The sequence below is a fragment of the Thalassotalea euphylliae genome (genome assembly GCF_003390395.1).
Taxonomy (GTDB): domain Bacteria; phylum Pseudomonadota; class Gammaproteobacteria; order Enterobacterales; family Alteromonadaceae; genus Thalassotalea_F; species Thalassotalea_F euphylliae_C.
On record NZ_QUOV01000001.1, the window covers coordinates 3,347,434 to 3,363,814 of the forward strand.

Genomic DNA, 16,381 nt, shown 5'->3' on the forward strand with positions numbered 1-16,381 from the left:
GGAAGAAAGATGTCAAGCATTGCAATTTTAGCCGGCGACGGTATCGGCCCAGAAGTAATGCAGGAAGCCAAAAAAGTGCTTGCTGCTGTTGCGGATAAATTTAATTTCCCATTATCAACACAAGACTATGATGTTGGCGGCTGTGCTATCGACAATCACGGCGAAGCCCTACCAGCAGCAACGGTTAAAGGTTGTGAACAAGCAGACGCTATTTTGTTTGGCTCAGTAGGTGGCCCTAAGTGGGAAAACTTACCACCAACGGAGCAACCAGAGCGCTGCGCATTATTGGGTCTACGCGGTCATTTTGAATTATTTTGTAATATGCGCCCAGCAACATTGCAGCCGGCACTAGCAAGCCTTTCAACATTGCGTAGCGATATTGCTTCTTCAGGTTTTGATGTTTTAGTGATGCGCGAGCTAACTGGTGATATTTATTTTGGTCAACCGAAAGGCCGTAAAGGTGAAGGCGAAGAAGAATCAGGCTTTGATACCATGATTTATTCCCGTAAAGAAATTCGCCGCATTGCTCATCTAGCTTTCCAAGCTGCACAGAAACGCAACAACAAAGTTACCTCTGTTGATAAAGCCAATGTGTTAGCGACCAGTATTTTATGGCGTGAAGTGGTCAACGAAGTGGCACAAGATTATCCTGATGTGGCGCTAGAGCATTTATATGTGGATAACGCTGCTATGCAGCTAGTGCGCGATCCAAACCAATTCGATGTGATGCTGTGCCCTAACTTATTTGGCGATATTTTGTCTGATATTTGTGCGATGATCACAGGTTCAATGGGTATGCTACCTTCAGCAAGCCTAAACTCTTCTGGTTTTGGTATGTATGAGCCAGCAGGCGGCAGTGCGCCTGATATTGCCGGCCAAGGTATCGCCAACCCGATTGCCCAAATTTTATCAGCAGCGCTAATGCTGCGTTACAGCTTAAACCAAGGGGCAGCAGCAGATGCAATTGAAGCTGCGGTAGCAAAAGCCCTAGATGAAGGGGTGCTAACAGCAGATCTGTTACCAGCCGAGCAAAAACACTTAGCGAAACGCACAGCAGAAGTTGGCGACTTTATTTGTCAAGCAATTCAAGCAGCACCAGCACAATAGGACACTCACCATGGCTACGACTTTATACGAGAAATTATGGCAACGTCACGTGGTTGACGATACTCCCGGTGAAACACCTTTGTTGTATGTGGATCGTCATCTAATTCACGAAGTAACCTCACCACAGGCATTTGCTAACTTAAAATTCCATGATCGCCCAGTGCGTCGCCCTGACAAAACGATTGCAACCATGGATCACAATATTTCGACGCGCTCAGTCGCGATTGACGCAGCCGGTGAAGGCGCCGCCAATCAGCTACGTACATTAGAAAAGAACTGTGAAGACTTTGGCATTAAGCTATTCGGCATGGGCCATAAAAACCAAGGTATCGTGCATGTTATGGGGCCAGAATTAGGCATTACCCAACCGGGCCAAGTGATCGTTTGTGGCGACTCACACACGGCCACGCATGGCGCATTTGGTGCCTTAGCTTTTGGTATCGGTACGTCTGAAGTAGAACACGTGTTAGCGACACAAACGCTACGCCAAACCAAAGCGAAGACCATGAAAATTGAAGTACGCGGCCAAGTAGCACCGGGCATTAGCGCGAAAGATATTATCCTTGCCATTATTGGTAAAACTGGCAGCGCTGGTGCAACGGGTTATGTGGTTGAGTACTGTGGTGATGCGATTAGCGCATTATCGATGGAAGAACGCATGACCATTTGTAACATGAGCATCGAGTTTGGCGCTAAAGCTGGCTTGATTGCGCCGGATCAAACCACCTTCGACTACTTACAGCACAAAGAGTATGCACCAAAGTTAGACGACTGGGATGCGGCCGTAGCCAGCTGGAAAACCCTAGAAACTGACCAAGATGCAACCTTTGACGCCGAATTGGTGCTAGAAGGCAGCGAAATTAAAGCGCAAGTGACTTGGGGCACAACGCCGGGCCACGTAACTTCGGTTGATAGCACAGTACCTGCACCACAAGATTTTAGCGATCCAGTAGAGCAAGACTCATGCGCCAAAGCGTTAGCCTATATGGGCTTAGAAGCAGGCACTAAAATTACTGATATCGAAGTCAATAAAGTGTTTATCGGTTCTTGTACTAACTCACGTATTGAAGATTTACGCGCCGCAGCTAGCATTGTTCGCGAGTACAGCGCGAAAGGACAGAAAGTCGCGAAAACGGTTGATGCGATTGTTGTGCCTGGCTCATACCGTGTACGTGAACAAGCAGAGCAAGAAGGCTTGGCAAAAGTCTTTACCGAAGCAGGTTTTGAATGGCGCTTACCGGGCTGCTCTATGTGTTTAGGCATGAATGATGACAAGCTAGCTGAAGGTGACCGCTGTGCCTCTACCTCGAACCGTAACTTTGAAGGCCGCCAAGGCCGTGGTAGCCGCACTCATTTAGTGAGTCCAGAAATGGCAGCAGCGGCGGCAATTGAAGGTCACTTTGTCGACCTAAGTGCAAATTTAGCTACTCAGTCAGCCACTCAGTCAGGAAAGCAACACTAGGAGCATTATCATGGAAAAATTTTCAACCCATACTGGTTTAGTTGTCCCCTTAGATGTTGCTAACGTCGACACCGACCAAATTATCCCTAAGCAATTTTTGCAGAAAACCGAGCGTGTTGGCTTTGGTCAACACGCCTTTCATGACTGGCGCTACCTAGATGCAGAGGGTACTCAGCCTAACCCTGAGTTTATTTTAAACGCGCCGCAATATCAGGGTGCCAGTATTTTACTTGCTCGTGAAAACTTTGGTTGTGGCTCAAGTCGTGAACACGCACCTTGGGCATTGCAGGAATATGGCTTCAAGGTGATTATCGCACCAAGTTTTGCCGACATTTTCTACGCCAACTGTATAAATATTGGTATCGTGCCGGTAAAACTGAGCAGTGAAGAAATTAACGAATTATTTCAACAATGTAACGGCGACACAAAATCGTTGACGGTAGATTTAGTTAATAATAAAGTCTCGCTTAACGAGACCTGCTACACTTTCAGCTTAGACAAGTTCCACCAGTACTGTTTGGAAAATGGTGTTGATAGTGTTGGTTGGACATTGAAGAAAATCGATGCCATTGAAGCCTATGAAGGTAAGCTAGCAAGCTGGCAATAACCTTTACACACTTGGCATCTCCTGCATTAAAGAGTGCCAGATGCCAAGTGATCCGTTAGCTAACGACAACTCAAGTAAATTCACCGAAATCGACATCGACCAGCTTCGTCCTGGTATGTATGTTAAATCTATCTCCTTTCAAGATAAGGGCTTTATTCTAAAGTCTGAAGGCTACGTGCTTAGCGCCAGCAAAGTATTGCAGTTAAAAGCGGCCGGCATCAAGAAACTGATTATCGACCCCGCTAAACAAAAAGCGGCCGAGCACATAGATAAGGTCATGCCCAACATTACCTCTAGCCCACTAACCAAGCTTAATAAAGTTGGTAAACACAAAGTGGTATCGCTGGAAGACGAGCTTAAAAATGCTAAGTCACTCTACGGTAATGCCAAAGACTTACAGAAGAAGATTCTTGGCACGGTTCAAGCCGATCGCTCGCTTGACGCAGAAGAAGTGCGTGAAACCACTGACGCCATGGTCGATTCAATATTTCGCAATCAAGATGCGCTGGCTTGCCTTTCACGCCTGCATTCTAAAAGTGACTATCTTTCTGAGCATGCGCTAAATTGCTCTATTTTGATGGCGATTTTTGCCAAGCACTTAAAGTTTGATCGCGAGATAATTGAGCAACTTACCTTGGGCGCTTTCCTGCATGATGTTGGCAAGGTGTTTATTCCAAATGATATTTTAGATAAGCCTGGTGCGCTTAACGATAAAGAGCAAAAGTTAGTGCAAACTCACGTTGCTTTGGGCGCTAAAATACTCGAAGACACACCGCATATTTCTCATATTGCCATGACCTGCATTCGCGAACACCATGAGCGCCTTGACGGCAGTGGCTACCCTCGACAGCTAAAAGACGAAGACATTAGCAAGTATGGCAAAATGATGGCGATTGTCGACAGCTACGGTGCAATGATTTCAGATCGTTGTTATCAAAAGGCGATACACCCAACAGCAGCGTTTAAAACCTTAACCCAAGAATCATCAACCGCCTATGATGAAGAGTTGGTTGAGAAGTTTATCCAGTGCTTAGGGGTTTACCCAGTTGGTACGCTCGTTCAGCTTAACAGTGGTAAAATTGGCTTAATTTCAGAAATTAACCAAGACAAGCCAACCCACCCTATTGTTAAAGTGTTTTATAACGCGCGCTTAAATCAAACTATCCCAATTGAAGATATTGACTTAAGCAAGTCGAAATATCGCGACCAAATCGACAAATGCATTCGCCCAGAAGAATTTAATCTAAATCTAATGAGCTTCTTCAAAACGGCGTTTGAAGCTTAATCATTTCAAATTACTTACCAAGAGCTTAGGGCTGGCAGTGAAAACTGTTGGCCATCAAGCTCTAGCACAACGTCTTCTTGATTGATTTGCGCCAATACCACTCGGCCAGCGACTACATCACCTTCATATCTTTCTCGACCATTGACCCTGACCCAACCATTGCCATCAGTGGCAAAAATATGAACCTCAAAGGTCATAGCAGGTACGCTATTTTGAATGTGGCTAGGCATGTCTAATAACGAAGGTACCGGCGATTCAGATGCAGCTGGCACTAACGGCTGCTGCTGCTCGGTGTCATCTACCGCCTGCTGAACTTTAGCGAGTAACTCTGGTGACACCCCTTCTAGTTGGCTTAAATCAAAATCCAAATTTTGTTCAGCGGCTGGTATTGGCTCAGATTCGGATTGAGGCTTCAAATTTCGTTCAGTCGCTTGCTCTAGGTTAGTATTATTGTTCGCCAATTCGTTTTGCATATTAGCAGGTACTATTTCAACCGACGCCACTTTAGCAGGCAATACTTCCGGCTGTGTTGATTGGTTCAAACTCACTTGTGCTAGCTCACTTGATTCAACCAATGTAGCTTGCTCGCTACTACTTTCATCGACTGGTTTCTGACTTGAAAACTGAGCGTTGCTGCCACTAAGATTCTCATTAGCCACTTCATTAGAAGTGCTTGCTTCGGTTTGCACATGCGTTTGTGTCTGATAGTAGCCACCAAACCAGTAGGCACCAGCAACTACAATCGCTAGGTTTGCCGCAATACTCGCTGCGATTAATGACTTTTTCTGCCACCATGGTGTTAAGTGAAATTCGCTACCTAACGCTTGCTCTGAGGCAGTAAGCACAGTTTTGCGGTTAACGACTGAGTCATTATTACCGTATGCCGTTGCCAACGCGCGATCACAGAGCAAGTTAATTAGCCGCGGGATACCTTTTGAGATTTTGTGAATTAAGGCAATCGCGCTTGGCTTAAACAATTGACGATGGCAATCTGCAACCGTTAAACGGTGTTTAATATAAAGCGCGACTTCTTTGCGTGTTAATGGCAATAAATGATAACGGGCGGTAATGCGCTGTGCTAATTGGCGTAAATCGCGACGCTGCAACAACTGCTGTAGCTCTGGCTGGCCAATTAACACCACTTGTAGCAACTTTTTGGTATTAGTTTCTAAGTTAGTTAACAACCGTAACTGTTCTAGCACTTCCGGTTGCAAATGCTGCGCTTCATCAATAATCAGTAAAGTATTAATGCCTTCTGCTTGATTACTCAGCAGCTTTTGCTGAATTTTGTCGGTTAAGTACTTAAGCGTGGTACCTGTTTTTTTATAGCGAACTTTAAGCTCATCACAAATGGTGGCCAATAGTTCTAAACAAGACAGTGTTGGATTTAAAATGAAAGCAACTTGGGTGTTTTCTGGTAACTGCTCCAGTAAACGGCGACTAATGGTGGTTTTCCCTGTTCCTACTTCACCGGTTAATAAAACAAAACCGCCAGTATCCCCCAAACCATAGCTCAAATGCGACAAGGCTTCCTTATGGCGATCACCTAAAAATAGGTAATCAGGATTAGGTGCTATCGAAAACGGGATATCATTAAGACCAAAAAAACTTGTGTACATGAAGTCAATACGTTGGTTAATTACACGCTCAAACTACCTGCTCAATCAGCATAAGTCAAAGGCCATACAAGCATCCGCCTGATTCATGATAAGATGGCACCGTAATGTAGGTAAAATCATTGAAATTCAAATAGCTTATGGTAACTAAACTAGCTGACTTAGAAGTCTACTTGGTCGGCGGCGCAGTGCGCGATCAATTACTCGGCCGTAAAGTGGTCGAGCACGATTATATGGTAGTGGGCGCCAGCCAACAGCAAATGCTTAATTTAGGCTTTCAACAAGTCGGTAAAGACTTTCCTGTATTTTTGCATCCAGAAACAAAAGATGAATATGCCCTAGCGCGCACTGAGCGCAAGCAAGGGCAAGGTTATACGGGCTTTGTCTGCTACGCCGAGCCTGATGTTACCTTAGAGCAAGATCTAATCCGCCGTGATTTAACCGTCAATGCCATGGCGCAAGCGCCAAATGGTGACATAATCGATCCGTATCACGGCCAGCAAGACCTCGACAATCGCATTCTTCGCCATGTCTCACCTGCGTTTAGTGAGGATCCTCTGCGCGTATTGCGCGTTGCTCGCTTCGCAGCTCGCTATCACCAGTACGGTTTTACTATTGCCGATGACACTCTAGCGCTAATGACTAACATAGCGGTTAGTGGTGAACTGAAGGCATTATCAGCAGAGCGTGTATGGAAAGAAGTAGACCGCGCATTGGCTGAGCCTAACCCGGAAGTCTTTATCGAAACCCTCAGAGCCTGTGGGGCACTAAAAGCACTTTGGCCCGAATTAGATAAGCTTTGGGGCATTCCTAATCCTGCCGAACACCACCCTGAAATCTGCTCAGGCGAACATACCATGTTAGTGCTGAAACAAGCCGTAAAGCTGTCAGTAGATCCCAAGGTTAGGTTTGCCTCCCTTTGTCATGACCTAGGCAAAGGCTTAACCCCCGAAGCAAAATGGCCAAAACATCATGGGCATGAACTGGCAGGTGTCAAAGTTATAGAGCAAGTCGCGGCGCGTTTAAAAGTGCCTAACGACTACAAACTATTAGCAGCTAAAGTCTCGCAGTTTCATCTTAATGTGCATCGCGCATTTGAGCTTAAGCCAAGCACAGTATTAAAGCTGCTAGAGCAATGTGAGTATCAACGTAAGCCTGAATTGTTAGCGAATATTTTGCTCGTTTGCCGAGCAGATAGCCTTGGCCGACTGGGCGCAGAGCATAATGATTACCCACAAGCAGATTATATCGCCGAGTTAGCTAATGTGAGTAAACAAGTGACAGCTAAACCTTTCGTTGAACAAGGCCTGCAAGGTAAAGCAATTAAAGAGGCGATGACTGCCGCTAAAATCAACGCAGTCGCAGAGAAAAAAGCCGAGCTATTGGCAAAGCTAAGCTAACGTTCCCTATTTAAGCAGAGTTACCTAAAAGCCATTGGTAAACGACTAAACTGATTTATTTTCTTTTATTGATTTTGCGTAAGGCATAAAAAAACCCTGCCAAGGCAGGGTTTAAAAGGGAGTGGTGACAGAATTAGAAGTTGTACGTTAACTTCGCGTAGTAGAAACCACCGTTGTAGTCGAATGGACCACTTTCGTAGTACTGCGCACCTAAGATCTCAGGAACACCGTTTTGCAGCTCTTCTGCTTCTTGGTCAAAGATGTTACTTGCACCAACTGATACAGTGAACATGTCATTAATAAAGTAGCTAGCTTCTAAATCTACCGTTACTGCCGCATCAGCAGTCTCTGAGAACAAGTCTGATGTATCATCAGCATGCACAGCGTAGTATTCACCGAAGTAGTTCAAGCGAACAAAAGCAGCAACCTCATCCCAGCTTTGACTAACCGTGAAGGTTGCACGGTGATCTGGCATACCTTCTTCTAAGCGACGAACTTTACCTTCACTAACCGTTTCAGGGTTGAACTCATCTACTTCCGTTTCGTTGAAGTTATAAGCAAGCGCGAATTGCGTATCGCCGCCCATTAACGACATTGAGTAGTTAGCAACAATATCAACACCGCGAGTGGTAGTATCGAAATCGTTCGCGAAGAACGTTACTGCAGAAATTAACTCAGGGTTTTGTACACCACGTGCACGTAACTCGTCGTAATCTTCTGGCAATACGTCAATTTGGCTAGACTGCGCTAAACGGTCAGTTACTTCAATGCTGTAGGCATCAATCGTTAAGAAGAAATCACCTGATGAGTAAACAAGACCCGCGGCATATGATTCTGACTCTTCTGGGTCTAGTTCACGACCACCGTAGAAAGAAGATAGAGGATCTGTTGGTGGCGCTAAGAAGCTTTGAATTAGCTCACCGTTCACTAGTGATGTCGCCGTGTTAACCACGTTTGCTTGACCAACCGTTGGTGCACGGAAACCTGTACTTGTTGAAGCACGTAATGACACCTCTTCAGTTAACGAGTATTGCGCCGTTAACTTGTAGTTAGTTGTGCTACCGAAGGTGTTGAAGTCTTCCCAACGTAGTGCACCACCAACCATAAAGTCATCAGTTAAGTATGCTTCTAAATCAACATAAGCTGCCCAGTTGCGGCGGTCGTTGCGTCCAGCCGCTGCTGGAGAGAACCCAGCAAAACCGTGTGAACCAATGTTAAAGCCTTGTTCTGCATATGGACCAGCGACCCAAGACGCTTCTTCACCGGCAATAATTTCAAAGCTTTCTTCACGGAATTCAATACCCGTTGCTACGTTTAATGGTTCTTCTAAACCGATATCTACACCTTTAACTAAATCAAAATTAAAGGTTTTTTCTAACTGAATATATTTACCAGTATCGAAATCAACTGGAGTAGCTAAACCAAGTGAAGGGTTTAAGGTGTTTTTCAAGAAGAAATCAGATTCGTTACGACCAACTGAGCCGCTTAAATCAAAATACCAGCCTTCTAAGAAGCCCGATTGAATATCACCTTTAACACCTGCAGTTAGTGAGGTATCCGTAATATTACCGCCAAATTGAGGAGTGTAACCACCTTCGAAAATTTGGTTCATCGAGAAACAGTTTGGATCAGCAACTAAATCTTGATACGCCTGCGTATTCAATACGTTACCAACGTTTGCTGAAACACTTGATGAGCTGCCGTCGCCACCTAAGAAGGCTTCCGCATAAGCGTTAGACAATGTACAAGTTGGCACACCGTCAGTTGCAAAACCAACATCACCCACTAATAGCGTTTGACCACCATCAATTGAATATACGTTACCGCGGTTGTGAGGGTTACGGTAGTAGAAGCCACCTGTAACGTCACGCTCTGCGTAGTTACCAAATAGGTAGAATTCTTTGTCGTCACCTAAATCTAACTTAACGTTACCAAATAAAGTGATATCGTCGTCAATTTCTGGATTACCCCAGATCTGTGCAGGGTTTTGAATTGCCGTGTTACCAGCGTCAAAAATACCTTGAGCGTCGGCACGCTGCACAGAGCGGCTGGTTGCATCAGCTTGCTTGTATTGGAAGCTTAAGTTTACCGAGCCATCATCAGTAAATGGCATACCGATGTTACCATCGATAGTCGTTGTAGCACCGTCGCCTTCGTAGAATTCACCACGCTTAATTGATAGTGAACCGCCATCAGCATCGTCTTTTAAAACGAAGTTCATTACACCAGCAATTGCATCAGAACCGTATTGAGCCGCAGCACCATCACGAAGCACTTCTACTTGCTTTAATGCAACTGAAGGGATAACTGAAATATCAGGACCTTGGGCACCATCGTTAACACCACCACCTTGGAAGGCAATAACTGATGCACGGTGACGACGTTTACCATTGACAAGAACTAGGGTTGAATCTGACGATAAGCCACGTAAATTCACTGGACGAATTAGCGTAGCAGCATCTGAAATAGGTTGAGCACGTACGTTAAACGACGGTACTGAACTTACCAGCTGATCAAGCATATCGCTCGAAGCAGACTTACCTAGCTCATCACCACCAACAATATCAACGGGAACAGCAGAGTCGGCAATTGAACGTGGCGCTGCACGTGAGCCAACAACAACGATTTTTTCAACTTCTTCAACGGCTGCATCATCATCGAACGCGTAGGCTGGAGCTGTACCCAGCGCAGCGCCCACGGCTAAGGCTAATGCGCCAGCACGAAATGTAGTAGACATGTTATTTCCTTCCAAAAATTTATAGTTATTTTTAACTAATTATTTTTATGTGTTTTGTTTTTTGAGTGCGTCTTTGCGCACTTCTTTTTTTTGCTTAGCTAGTGATTAGCGGCTAAACGCAGCAACACAAAACGACTAAGTTCAATTATTTATAAAACAGCTAATATGGCTTTACAAGAGAGGCTTTGGGGAAAATGGATGAATTCTGTTCAGCTAGCAAGAGTATCTACGAAAAATACGGAACATGATTCGTTGCACATAAATCATTCAAAGCTAGCGCTATCAGTGTCTAGAGGCTAAACAGGGTTAGCGTACTATGCGAACAATTTCGTATAAGAGATTACAAAAAATTTTTTCAAATTTTGTTTAAAACCAATGTTTGAACAGGCCAAAAAACAGGCTGAATTAGTGAGCAACGGCCAAATTAACATCTAAATTACAATGTGAATTTTAACTTACATTTCTGCTACTTAGGCGATATTTCCATGATAAAAAGTAAGGTTAATGGCGAATATGCTTGTTCACTAATCACTCACTACCAATCGAATTTAATCGGGAAATTAGCGTGCAAATATGCCTGTTTACTTAATGCATATATTAAGGGCTACTGATCAATCAAATTGACATAAAGCCACTTCAACAAGATAAAAGCTCTAATGATGGAATTGATATTTGGGAGAGGTGTAGTTTTTGCCAGTGATCAGTAAGCGACCTATAGATATTAATCAGTAATTGACGGAAATGAAAAAGCCCTTTGTAGCACGCTATAAAGGGCTTATACGAAACCGTTTAATCAACAATTTGTTCGGACAAATTACCGCTAAATTGGCTATTTTAGGCGGAAGTATGCAGCGCCGTAGGCTGGTAATTCAACTTGCTTTTCATCTGCTTGCACGGCATCGAAACCATGTCCTGATAGTTGCTCAAGCAATTGTACTTGACCCAACTGATAGCACTGAGCAGCATCTGAAAAATTGAATACCGCAAGTATTTTGTGCCCTTCAAATTCACGAGTAAAAGCTAGCACGTTATCGCTCGCTTCAAGGAATTCAATATCACCGTATAGCAATTCGCCCTGTTGCTTGCGCCACGCCATAAAGCCTTGGTAACGGCTTAGCATTGAACCCGCAACACCTTGTTGAGCATCAACGGCACTGGCAAGTTGGCTATCAACAACAGGCAACCAAGGTTGCTCAGCATTGGTGAAGCCACCATGCTGTTCATTGGTGTGCCAAGGCATAGGTGTGCGACAACCGTCACGACCTTTAAACGTTGGCCAGAAGGTAATGCCGTAAGGATCTTGCAACTGGTCAAAGGTTAGCTCAGCTTCAACCAAACCTAATTCTTCACCTTGATAACTACACACACTGCCGCGTAGCGAGGCTAACATCGCATTAAACATATTTACCTGAGCAGGATTTGCTTTGGTTTTGTCATGCTTATTCCAACGCGTTGCGACACGTTGCACATCGTGGTTACCGATTGCCCAGCACGGCCAGCCGTCCACCATATTGGTTTCTAATTCTTCAATGGTGTCGCGGATATACTTCGGCGAACAATCTTCCGTTAACAGCTCAAAGCTATACGCCATGTGCAAACGCTTGTTACCTTCGGTGTACTCAGCCATGGTTTGCAGTGAATCTTCAGAGGAAATTTCACCTAGTGTCACCACACCTGGGTACTTATCCATTAATGCGCGAATTTCTTCCATAAACTCAACATTTTCTGGCTGAGTATTGTTGTAGTAGTGATATTGGAAGGCATAAGGGTTGTCTTCACTAAAGCCTCGGCCTTTGCGGTCTTCAATTGCTTTAGCAGGGTTATCGCGAAGCAACTTATCGTGGAAACAGAAGTTAATCGCATCTAAACGGAAGCCATCAACGCCTTTTTTCAACCAAAATTCGACGTTATCTAACACATGCTTGCGTACTTCAGGGTTGTGGAAGTTAAGATCTGGTTGTTCTGTTAAAAAGTTATGCAAGTAGTACTGTTGACGTCTTGGCTCCCACTGCCAAGCTACGCCACCGAAAATCGACAACCAGTTGTTCGGCGGTGAACCGTCTTGATTGGCGTCAGCCCACACATACCAATCAGCTTTGGCATTGTCTCGACTCTCGCGACTTTCCAAAAACCAAGGGTGCTGATCAGATGTATGGCTAAGTACTTGGTCGATAATCACTTTAATATCTTTTGCTTTCGCATCAGCCATTAACTCATCAAAGTCAGCCATGGTGCCAAACATAGGATCAATATCACGGTAATCACTTATGTCGTAACCAAAGTCCTTCATTGGTGATTTAAAAAACGGTGAAATCCAAATGGCATCGACACCTAAGCTTTTGATGTAAGGAAGTTTGGCAATAATACCTTGCAGGTCACCAATGCCATCGTTATTGGCATCCATAAAACTACGAGGATAAATTTGATAGATAACGGCGCCGCGCCACCAAGGTTGTTGCTGCATGAGAATCCCATGATGTTTACATTACGCGCTCAGAAGTACAGCTTCCCCCTACCTTCTAGGCTCGCTATAAACAATTGTTAGTTATAGATGGTGCTCAGTATCTGGTATCTAGCAAGTGATGTGAACGGCCTGCATACGTATGCAAGCCAGTGTATGCAACAATATAGTTTGCATACGTATGTAGTTTGTTTCCAAACAGGTAATGACGCGATAATTTGACGCTAAAATACAAAATAAATAACAACTAATCGACGCCACTATGATGAAACTTAACAAGCCTCTCGTCCTCTCAAGCTTGGCCTTGAGCGTAACGCTAGCACTGTCTGCCTGTAACGATTCAACTAACTCGAACGAAAGCGATAATAACACTGCGATTGTTGAGCAAGAAAACTCTTCAACGTTAGCGCACTACTTAAACCGCGACATTCAAGATGATGTGTTTTACTTCGTCATGCCGGATCGCTTTTACAACGGTGATACTACTAATGACTTGGGCTCCGAGAGCATTGCAATTTCACGTGGCGGCTTTGATAAAACCAGCAAAAGTTACTATCACGGCGGTGACATAAAAGGTTTAACCGACAAAATTCCCTACCTAAAAGAAATGGGCATTACCGCCATTTGGTTAACCCCTATTCTGCGAAATCAAGCAGTGCAAGGTGATGTGTCAGGTTACCACGGCTATTGGGTGCTCGATTTCACTGAAATAGACCCACACTTAGGCACAAATGCTGATTTAAAGCGTTTTATCGATACAGCACACGATGAAAACATCAAAGTATTCTTCGATATTATTACCAACCACACGGCCGATGTGATCCGCTATAAAGAATGTCATGGTGAAGGCGAAGTTGCCTTTTCTGATGGCGAACAGCAGTGTGAATATAAGTCATTGGCACAAGTTGCCGCAGGCGATAAGTACACACCGTTTGTGCCCGATGGTATGGAAAATCTAAAAGTGCCAAGCTGGCTAAATGACACTAAGTATTATCACAATCAAGGCGATTCTACGTTCCAAGGTGAAAACTCAATTTATGGCGACTTCTTTGGTTTAGACGATATTAATACTGATGATCCAGAGGTAGTAGCTGGGTTAACAGAAGTATTCAAAGACATTATCACCGAATTCAAGCCTGACGGTTTTAGGATAGACACCGTTAAGCACGTAAACATTGAATTTTGGCAAGCATTCTCGCCAGCCCTAGTTGAGCATGCAAAATCGCTAGGTTTGCCCAAGTTCTTTATGTTTGGAGAAGTATTCGATGGTAACCCTGATGTCTTGAGTCGATTCACCACCGAGGGAAAAGTGCCATCGGTACTCGATTTTGGCTTTGCGTTTGCAGTTAGAAACGTTTTAGTTGACCAAAAAGGTACAAGTGAATTGGCGAATTTATTTGCACAAGATGTTAAATATCGCGATCACGATAGCGACGAAAACCAACTACTTAATTTTGTCGGTAATCATGACTTTGGCCGATTCGCTTGGTATTTGCAGCAAAGCGAGCACAACTACCTTGAGGCAGAAAAACTTGCGCGTTTAACCTTAGCCCATCAAATGATGTACTTCCTGCGTGGTATCCCGGTGACCTATTACGGTTCAGAGCAAGGCTTTGTTGGTGACGGCGGCAACCATGATTCACGCCAAGATATGATGCCATCGCAAGTGGCGAGTTATAACGATGATGACTTGTTAGGCACAGATAAAACCACCGCAGATGATAACTTTGACCAAGTGCATCCTTTGTATTTAGCGCTTAAGCAAATGGCAGAAATCTATCAAGCGCATCCGGTATTGCGCTACGGTCAGCAACAAGTTATTTATAGCAATGACAAGGCTGAGATTTTTGCCGTGACACGCACTTTACCATCGGGCGAGCAATATTTGCTAGCGTTTAATACTGCCAACGAACATAGCTCAGCAAACCTTTTACTTGGGAATCAAGTTGGTGAGAAAATTTATCAATCTAAAAACACGGAATTCTCGGTGCAGGGTAATCAAACCACATTAAATATGGCCCCTCTGAGCGTGGCTATTTTCAATATTCACAACTAAAGATAGTCAGTAGACTAAATGTTGCTCGAGAGGCTGCTTATTAGTACCTCTCCAGCCACTATCAATATCATGTGACCTAATTTTGGTTAGTCGCACATCAACCTAAAAAAGTCTTACAAGAGTAGTAGCAGGTTAAACGCAAGCTCAATACTTGAATCAAAACTTTCTTCCATCATATTAAAAGAGCTAAACCATTGATTAATATTAAGAACACGTTTAATGTTTAATATTGTTTAGCCTAGCTCTTTAATTAGGCCAAGTGGAAATAAAATTATATAAAGGGAAAGATAATGAAAAACGTAGTTATTGCACTGAGTATGTTAACGTTGACCGCATGTTCAACAATGCAGCCCCCTCGATATTCGGTATCCGTGGACAATGTACAAACTCTAAAGAGCTTAACAGAAGTTAAAGGTGAGTTTGTCTCACTTAACGAACCAGCGAAATTTAGCTCCAACTGCCGGCTAATGGGACCAATTGAACCAGCAGATGGTTTATCTATTTCACAATTTATTACTAAAGCGTTTAACGATGAACTTAAAATGGCTGACAAGTACTCAAAAGATGAGGTCAAAGTCACAGGGGACATTACAAAAATAGAATTCTCATCCATCTCAGGAGTAACCAGCGGGTACTGGGATATCTCGTTAAACTTAAAATCAACAAACGGTAAAAGCTTGGCAGTGAATAACAAATATTCATTTAAAAGTGGATTCGATGCAATTACAGCATGCAATGCAACGGCAGATGCCTTGTCACCTGCGGTGCAAGACTTGATTAAAGCAACCTTGAGTCACCCTGAGTTTACTGACTTGATGAAACACAGCTAATCGGCATAACGCAATAAAAAACACAGGTTGAATTCTTATAATTAGGCTTTCATCGTGTTTTCGACCTTGAAAAGGACGCTAATGCGTCCTTTTTTGTGATGTTAATTCAGTCAACGCTTAAAACTTCATTTGTAAGCTTACTGATAAAACATCTGTATCATCATATTGTTCAAATGATAACTCAACCTTTGCTTTATCGTTAAGTGCGTAACCTGCTCCAATACCATAGCCAAACTCCCATTCGTCATCAGACACAGAAGTGCTGTCTACAGTTGCCGTACTCTTAACATTGGCGTAGCTTGGAAGTGCAAAAACATAAGCACTTTCATTAAAGCTGTATTGGCCTTTGAAAGATAAAGCATAGAAAGTATCTAGCTCAACAAAAATACGACCAATATTAGTATCAACAGCATCATCTGAGATACCAATACCTGCGCGCAGTTCAGGGACTAGGCTAAATTGTGAATCATCAAATTTATATTCATAAGTTAGTGAGCCATAAACCACATCGAATGACAAATCTTCACCAACAGCATCAGCTGAAAAATTAGCAAAGCCGGTTGAAATTCCCCAATTAGCTGAAGCAGTGAAAGATAAAGAAAGGGCCAAAGCGGCAATAGATGACTTTTTAAACATTATAATTTCCTTTTAAATAATACGTCGCCAACATGGCAACATAAAAATTATTCCTTATTATTCATATCATTACAATATAAATTATTTCTGACGTGATCTTGTGAGTACTCTTGAATAACTTCAAATAGAGTTCTAGATTAATTGGCTAGAGCCCTTAGATACATATCCTAGCCACTAACTATAC

Annotated in this window: 11 protein-coding genes; 7 read left to right on the plus strand and 4 right to left on the minus strand. The window is 43.6% G+C overall.

The genetic code is table 11. From position 1 onward, the window contains the following. Positions 1-9: 9 nt before the first annotated feature. The 4 genes from leuB to DXX92_RS14860 are packed head-to-tail and all read left to right on the plus strand — an operon-like array spanning position 10 to position 4,461. Entirely contained in the window at positions 10-1,107 is a 1,098-nt protein-coding gene (gene leuB, locus DXX92_RS14845; RefSeq protein ID WP_116001157.1) for a 3-isopropylmalate dehydrogenase, read from the plus strand. Positions 1,108-1,117: 10 nt separating this feature from the next. Continuing rightward, entirely contained in the window at positions 1,118-2,569 is a 1,452-nt protein-coding gene (leuC, locus tag DXX92_RS14850; protein ID WP_116001158.1) for a 3-isopropylmalate dehydratase large subunit, read from the plus strand. A 10-nt stretch (positions 2,570-2,579) separates the two neighbouring features. Next, positions 2,580-3,176 (plus strand): 3-isopropylmalate dehydratase small subunit, encoded by a 597-nt coding sequence (gene leuD, locus DXX92_RS14855; RefSeq protein ID WP_116001159.1) that lies wholly within the window; start codon positions 2,580-2,582, stop codon positions 3,174-3,176. 40 nt (positions 3,177-3,216) lie between these two features. Beyond that, on the plus strand, positions 3,217-4,461 hold the full coding sequence (locus tag DXX92_RS14860) for an HD-GYP domain-containing protein (RefSeq protein WP_116001160.1): 1,245 nt from the start codon (positions 3,217-3,219) through the stop codon (positions 4,459-4,461). 14 nt (positions 4,462-4,475) lie between these two features. Here the strand turns inward: DXX92_RS14860 and DXX92_RS14865 are convergent, their stop codons facing one another. After that, the gene (locus DXX92_RS14865) at positions 4,476-6,080 is read right to left on the minus strand and encodes an AAA family ATPase (protein ID WP_116001161.1); all 1,605 of its coding nucleotides are present in this window, start codon (positions 6,078-6,080) and stop codon (positions 4,476-4,478) included. A gap of 137 nt (positions 6,081-6,217) precedes the next feature. On the opposite strand from DXX92_RS14865, the gene DXX92_RS14870 reads away from it, so the two are divergent. Next, positions 6,218-7,477, plus strand: coding sequence for a multifunctional CCA addition/repair protein (locus DXX92_RS14870; protein WP_116001162.1), 1,260 nt, complete (start codon positions 6,218-6,220; stop codon positions 7,475-7,477). A gap of 133 nt (positions 7,478-7,610) precedes the next feature. Here DXX92_RS14870 and DXX92_RS14875 read toward each other — a convergent pair whose 3' ends face one another. Beyond that, entirely contained in the window at positions 7,611-10,214 is a 2,604-nt protein-coding gene (locus DXX92_RS14875; protein ID WP_116001163.1) for a TonB-dependent receptor plug domain-containing protein, read from the minus strand. Between the two features lie 829 nt (positions 10,215-11,043). Continuing rightward, positions 11,044-12,678, minus strand: coding sequence for an alpha-glucosidase family protein (locus DXX92_RS14880; RefSeq protein ID WP_116001164.1), 1,635 nt, complete (start codon positions 12,676-12,678; stop codon positions 11,044-11,046). A 259-nt stretch (positions 12,679-12,937) separates the two neighbouring features. Here DXX92_RS14880 and DXX92_RS14885 point away from each other — a divergent pair, with 259 nt between their 5' ends. Further along, a complete protein-coding gene (locus tag DXX92_RS14885) occupies positions 12,938-14,731 on the plus strand; it encodes an alpha-amylase family glycosyl hydrolase (protein WP_116001165.1) in 1,794 nt (597 codons plus the stop codon). Positions 14,732-15,021: 290 nt separating this feature from the next. Beyond that, positions 15,022-15,561 (plus strand): hypothetical protein, encoded by a 540-nt coding sequence (locus DXX92_RS14890; RefSeq protein ID WP_116001166.1) that lies wholly within the window; start codon positions 15,022-15,024, stop codon positions 15,559-15,561. Between the two features lie 117 nt (positions 15,562-15,678). On the opposite strand, the gene DXX92_RS14895 is transcribed toward DXX92_RS14890, so the two are convergent. Beyond that, positions 15,679-16,197 carry an outer membrane beta-barrel protein gene (locus tag DXX92_RS14895; protein ID WP_116001167.1) on the minus strand — a complete coding sequence of 173 codons (519 nt, stop codon included), beginning with the start codon at positions 16,195-16,197 and terminating at the stop codon, positions 15,679-15,681. Positions 16,198-16,381: the final 184 nt, after the last annotated feature.

What these genes read in the sequence shown, in the direction of transcription:
- leuB (WP_116001157.1), top strand. Translation starts at nt 10, where the DNA reads ATGTCAAGCATTGCAATTTTAGCCGGCGACGGTATCGGCCCAGAAGTA.
- DXX92_RS14870 (WP_116001162.1), top strand. Translation starts at nt 6,218, where the DNA reads ATGGTAACTAAACTAGCTGACTTAGAAGTCTACTTGGTCGGCGGCGCA.
- DXX92_RS14865 (WP_116001161.1), bottom strand. Translation starts at nt 6,080, where the DNA reads ATGTACACAAGTTTTTTTGGTCTTAATGATATCCCGTTTTCGATAGCA.
- leuD (WP_116001159.1), top strand. Translation starts at nt 2,580, where the DNA reads ATGGAAAAATTTTCAACCCATACTGGTTTAGTTGTCCCCTTAGATGTT.
- leuC (WP_116001158.1), top strand. Translation starts at nt 1,118, where the DNA reads ATGGCTACGACTTTATACGAGAAATTATGGCAACGTCACGTGGTTGAC.
- DXX92_RS14875 (WP_116001163.1), bottom strand. Translation starts at nt 10,214, where the DNA reads ATGTCTACTACATTTCGTGCTGGCGCATTAGCCTTAGCCGTGGGCGCT.
- DXX92_RS14895 (WP_116001167.1), bottom strand. Translation starts at nt 16,197, where the DNA reads ATGTTTAAAAAGTCATCTATTGCCGCTTTGGCCCTTTCTTTATCTTTC.
- DXX92_RS14880 (WP_116001164.1), bottom strand. Translation starts at nt 12,678, where the DNA reads ATGCAGCAACAACCTTGGTGGCGCGGCGCCGTTATCTATCAAATTTAT.
- DXX92_RS14885 (WP_116001165.1), top strand. Translation starts at nt 12,938, where the DNA reads ATGATGAAACTTAACAAGCCTCTCGTCCTCTCAAGCTTGGCCTTGAGC.
- DXX92_RS14860 (WP_116001160.1), top strand. Translation starts at nt 3,217, where the DNA reads ATGCCAAGTGATCCGTTAGCTAACGACAACTCAAGTAAATTCACCGAA.
- DXX92_RS14890 (WP_116001166.1), top strand. Translation starts at nt 15,022, where the DNA reads ATGAAAAACGTAGTTATTGCACTGAGTATGTTAACGTTGACCGCATGT.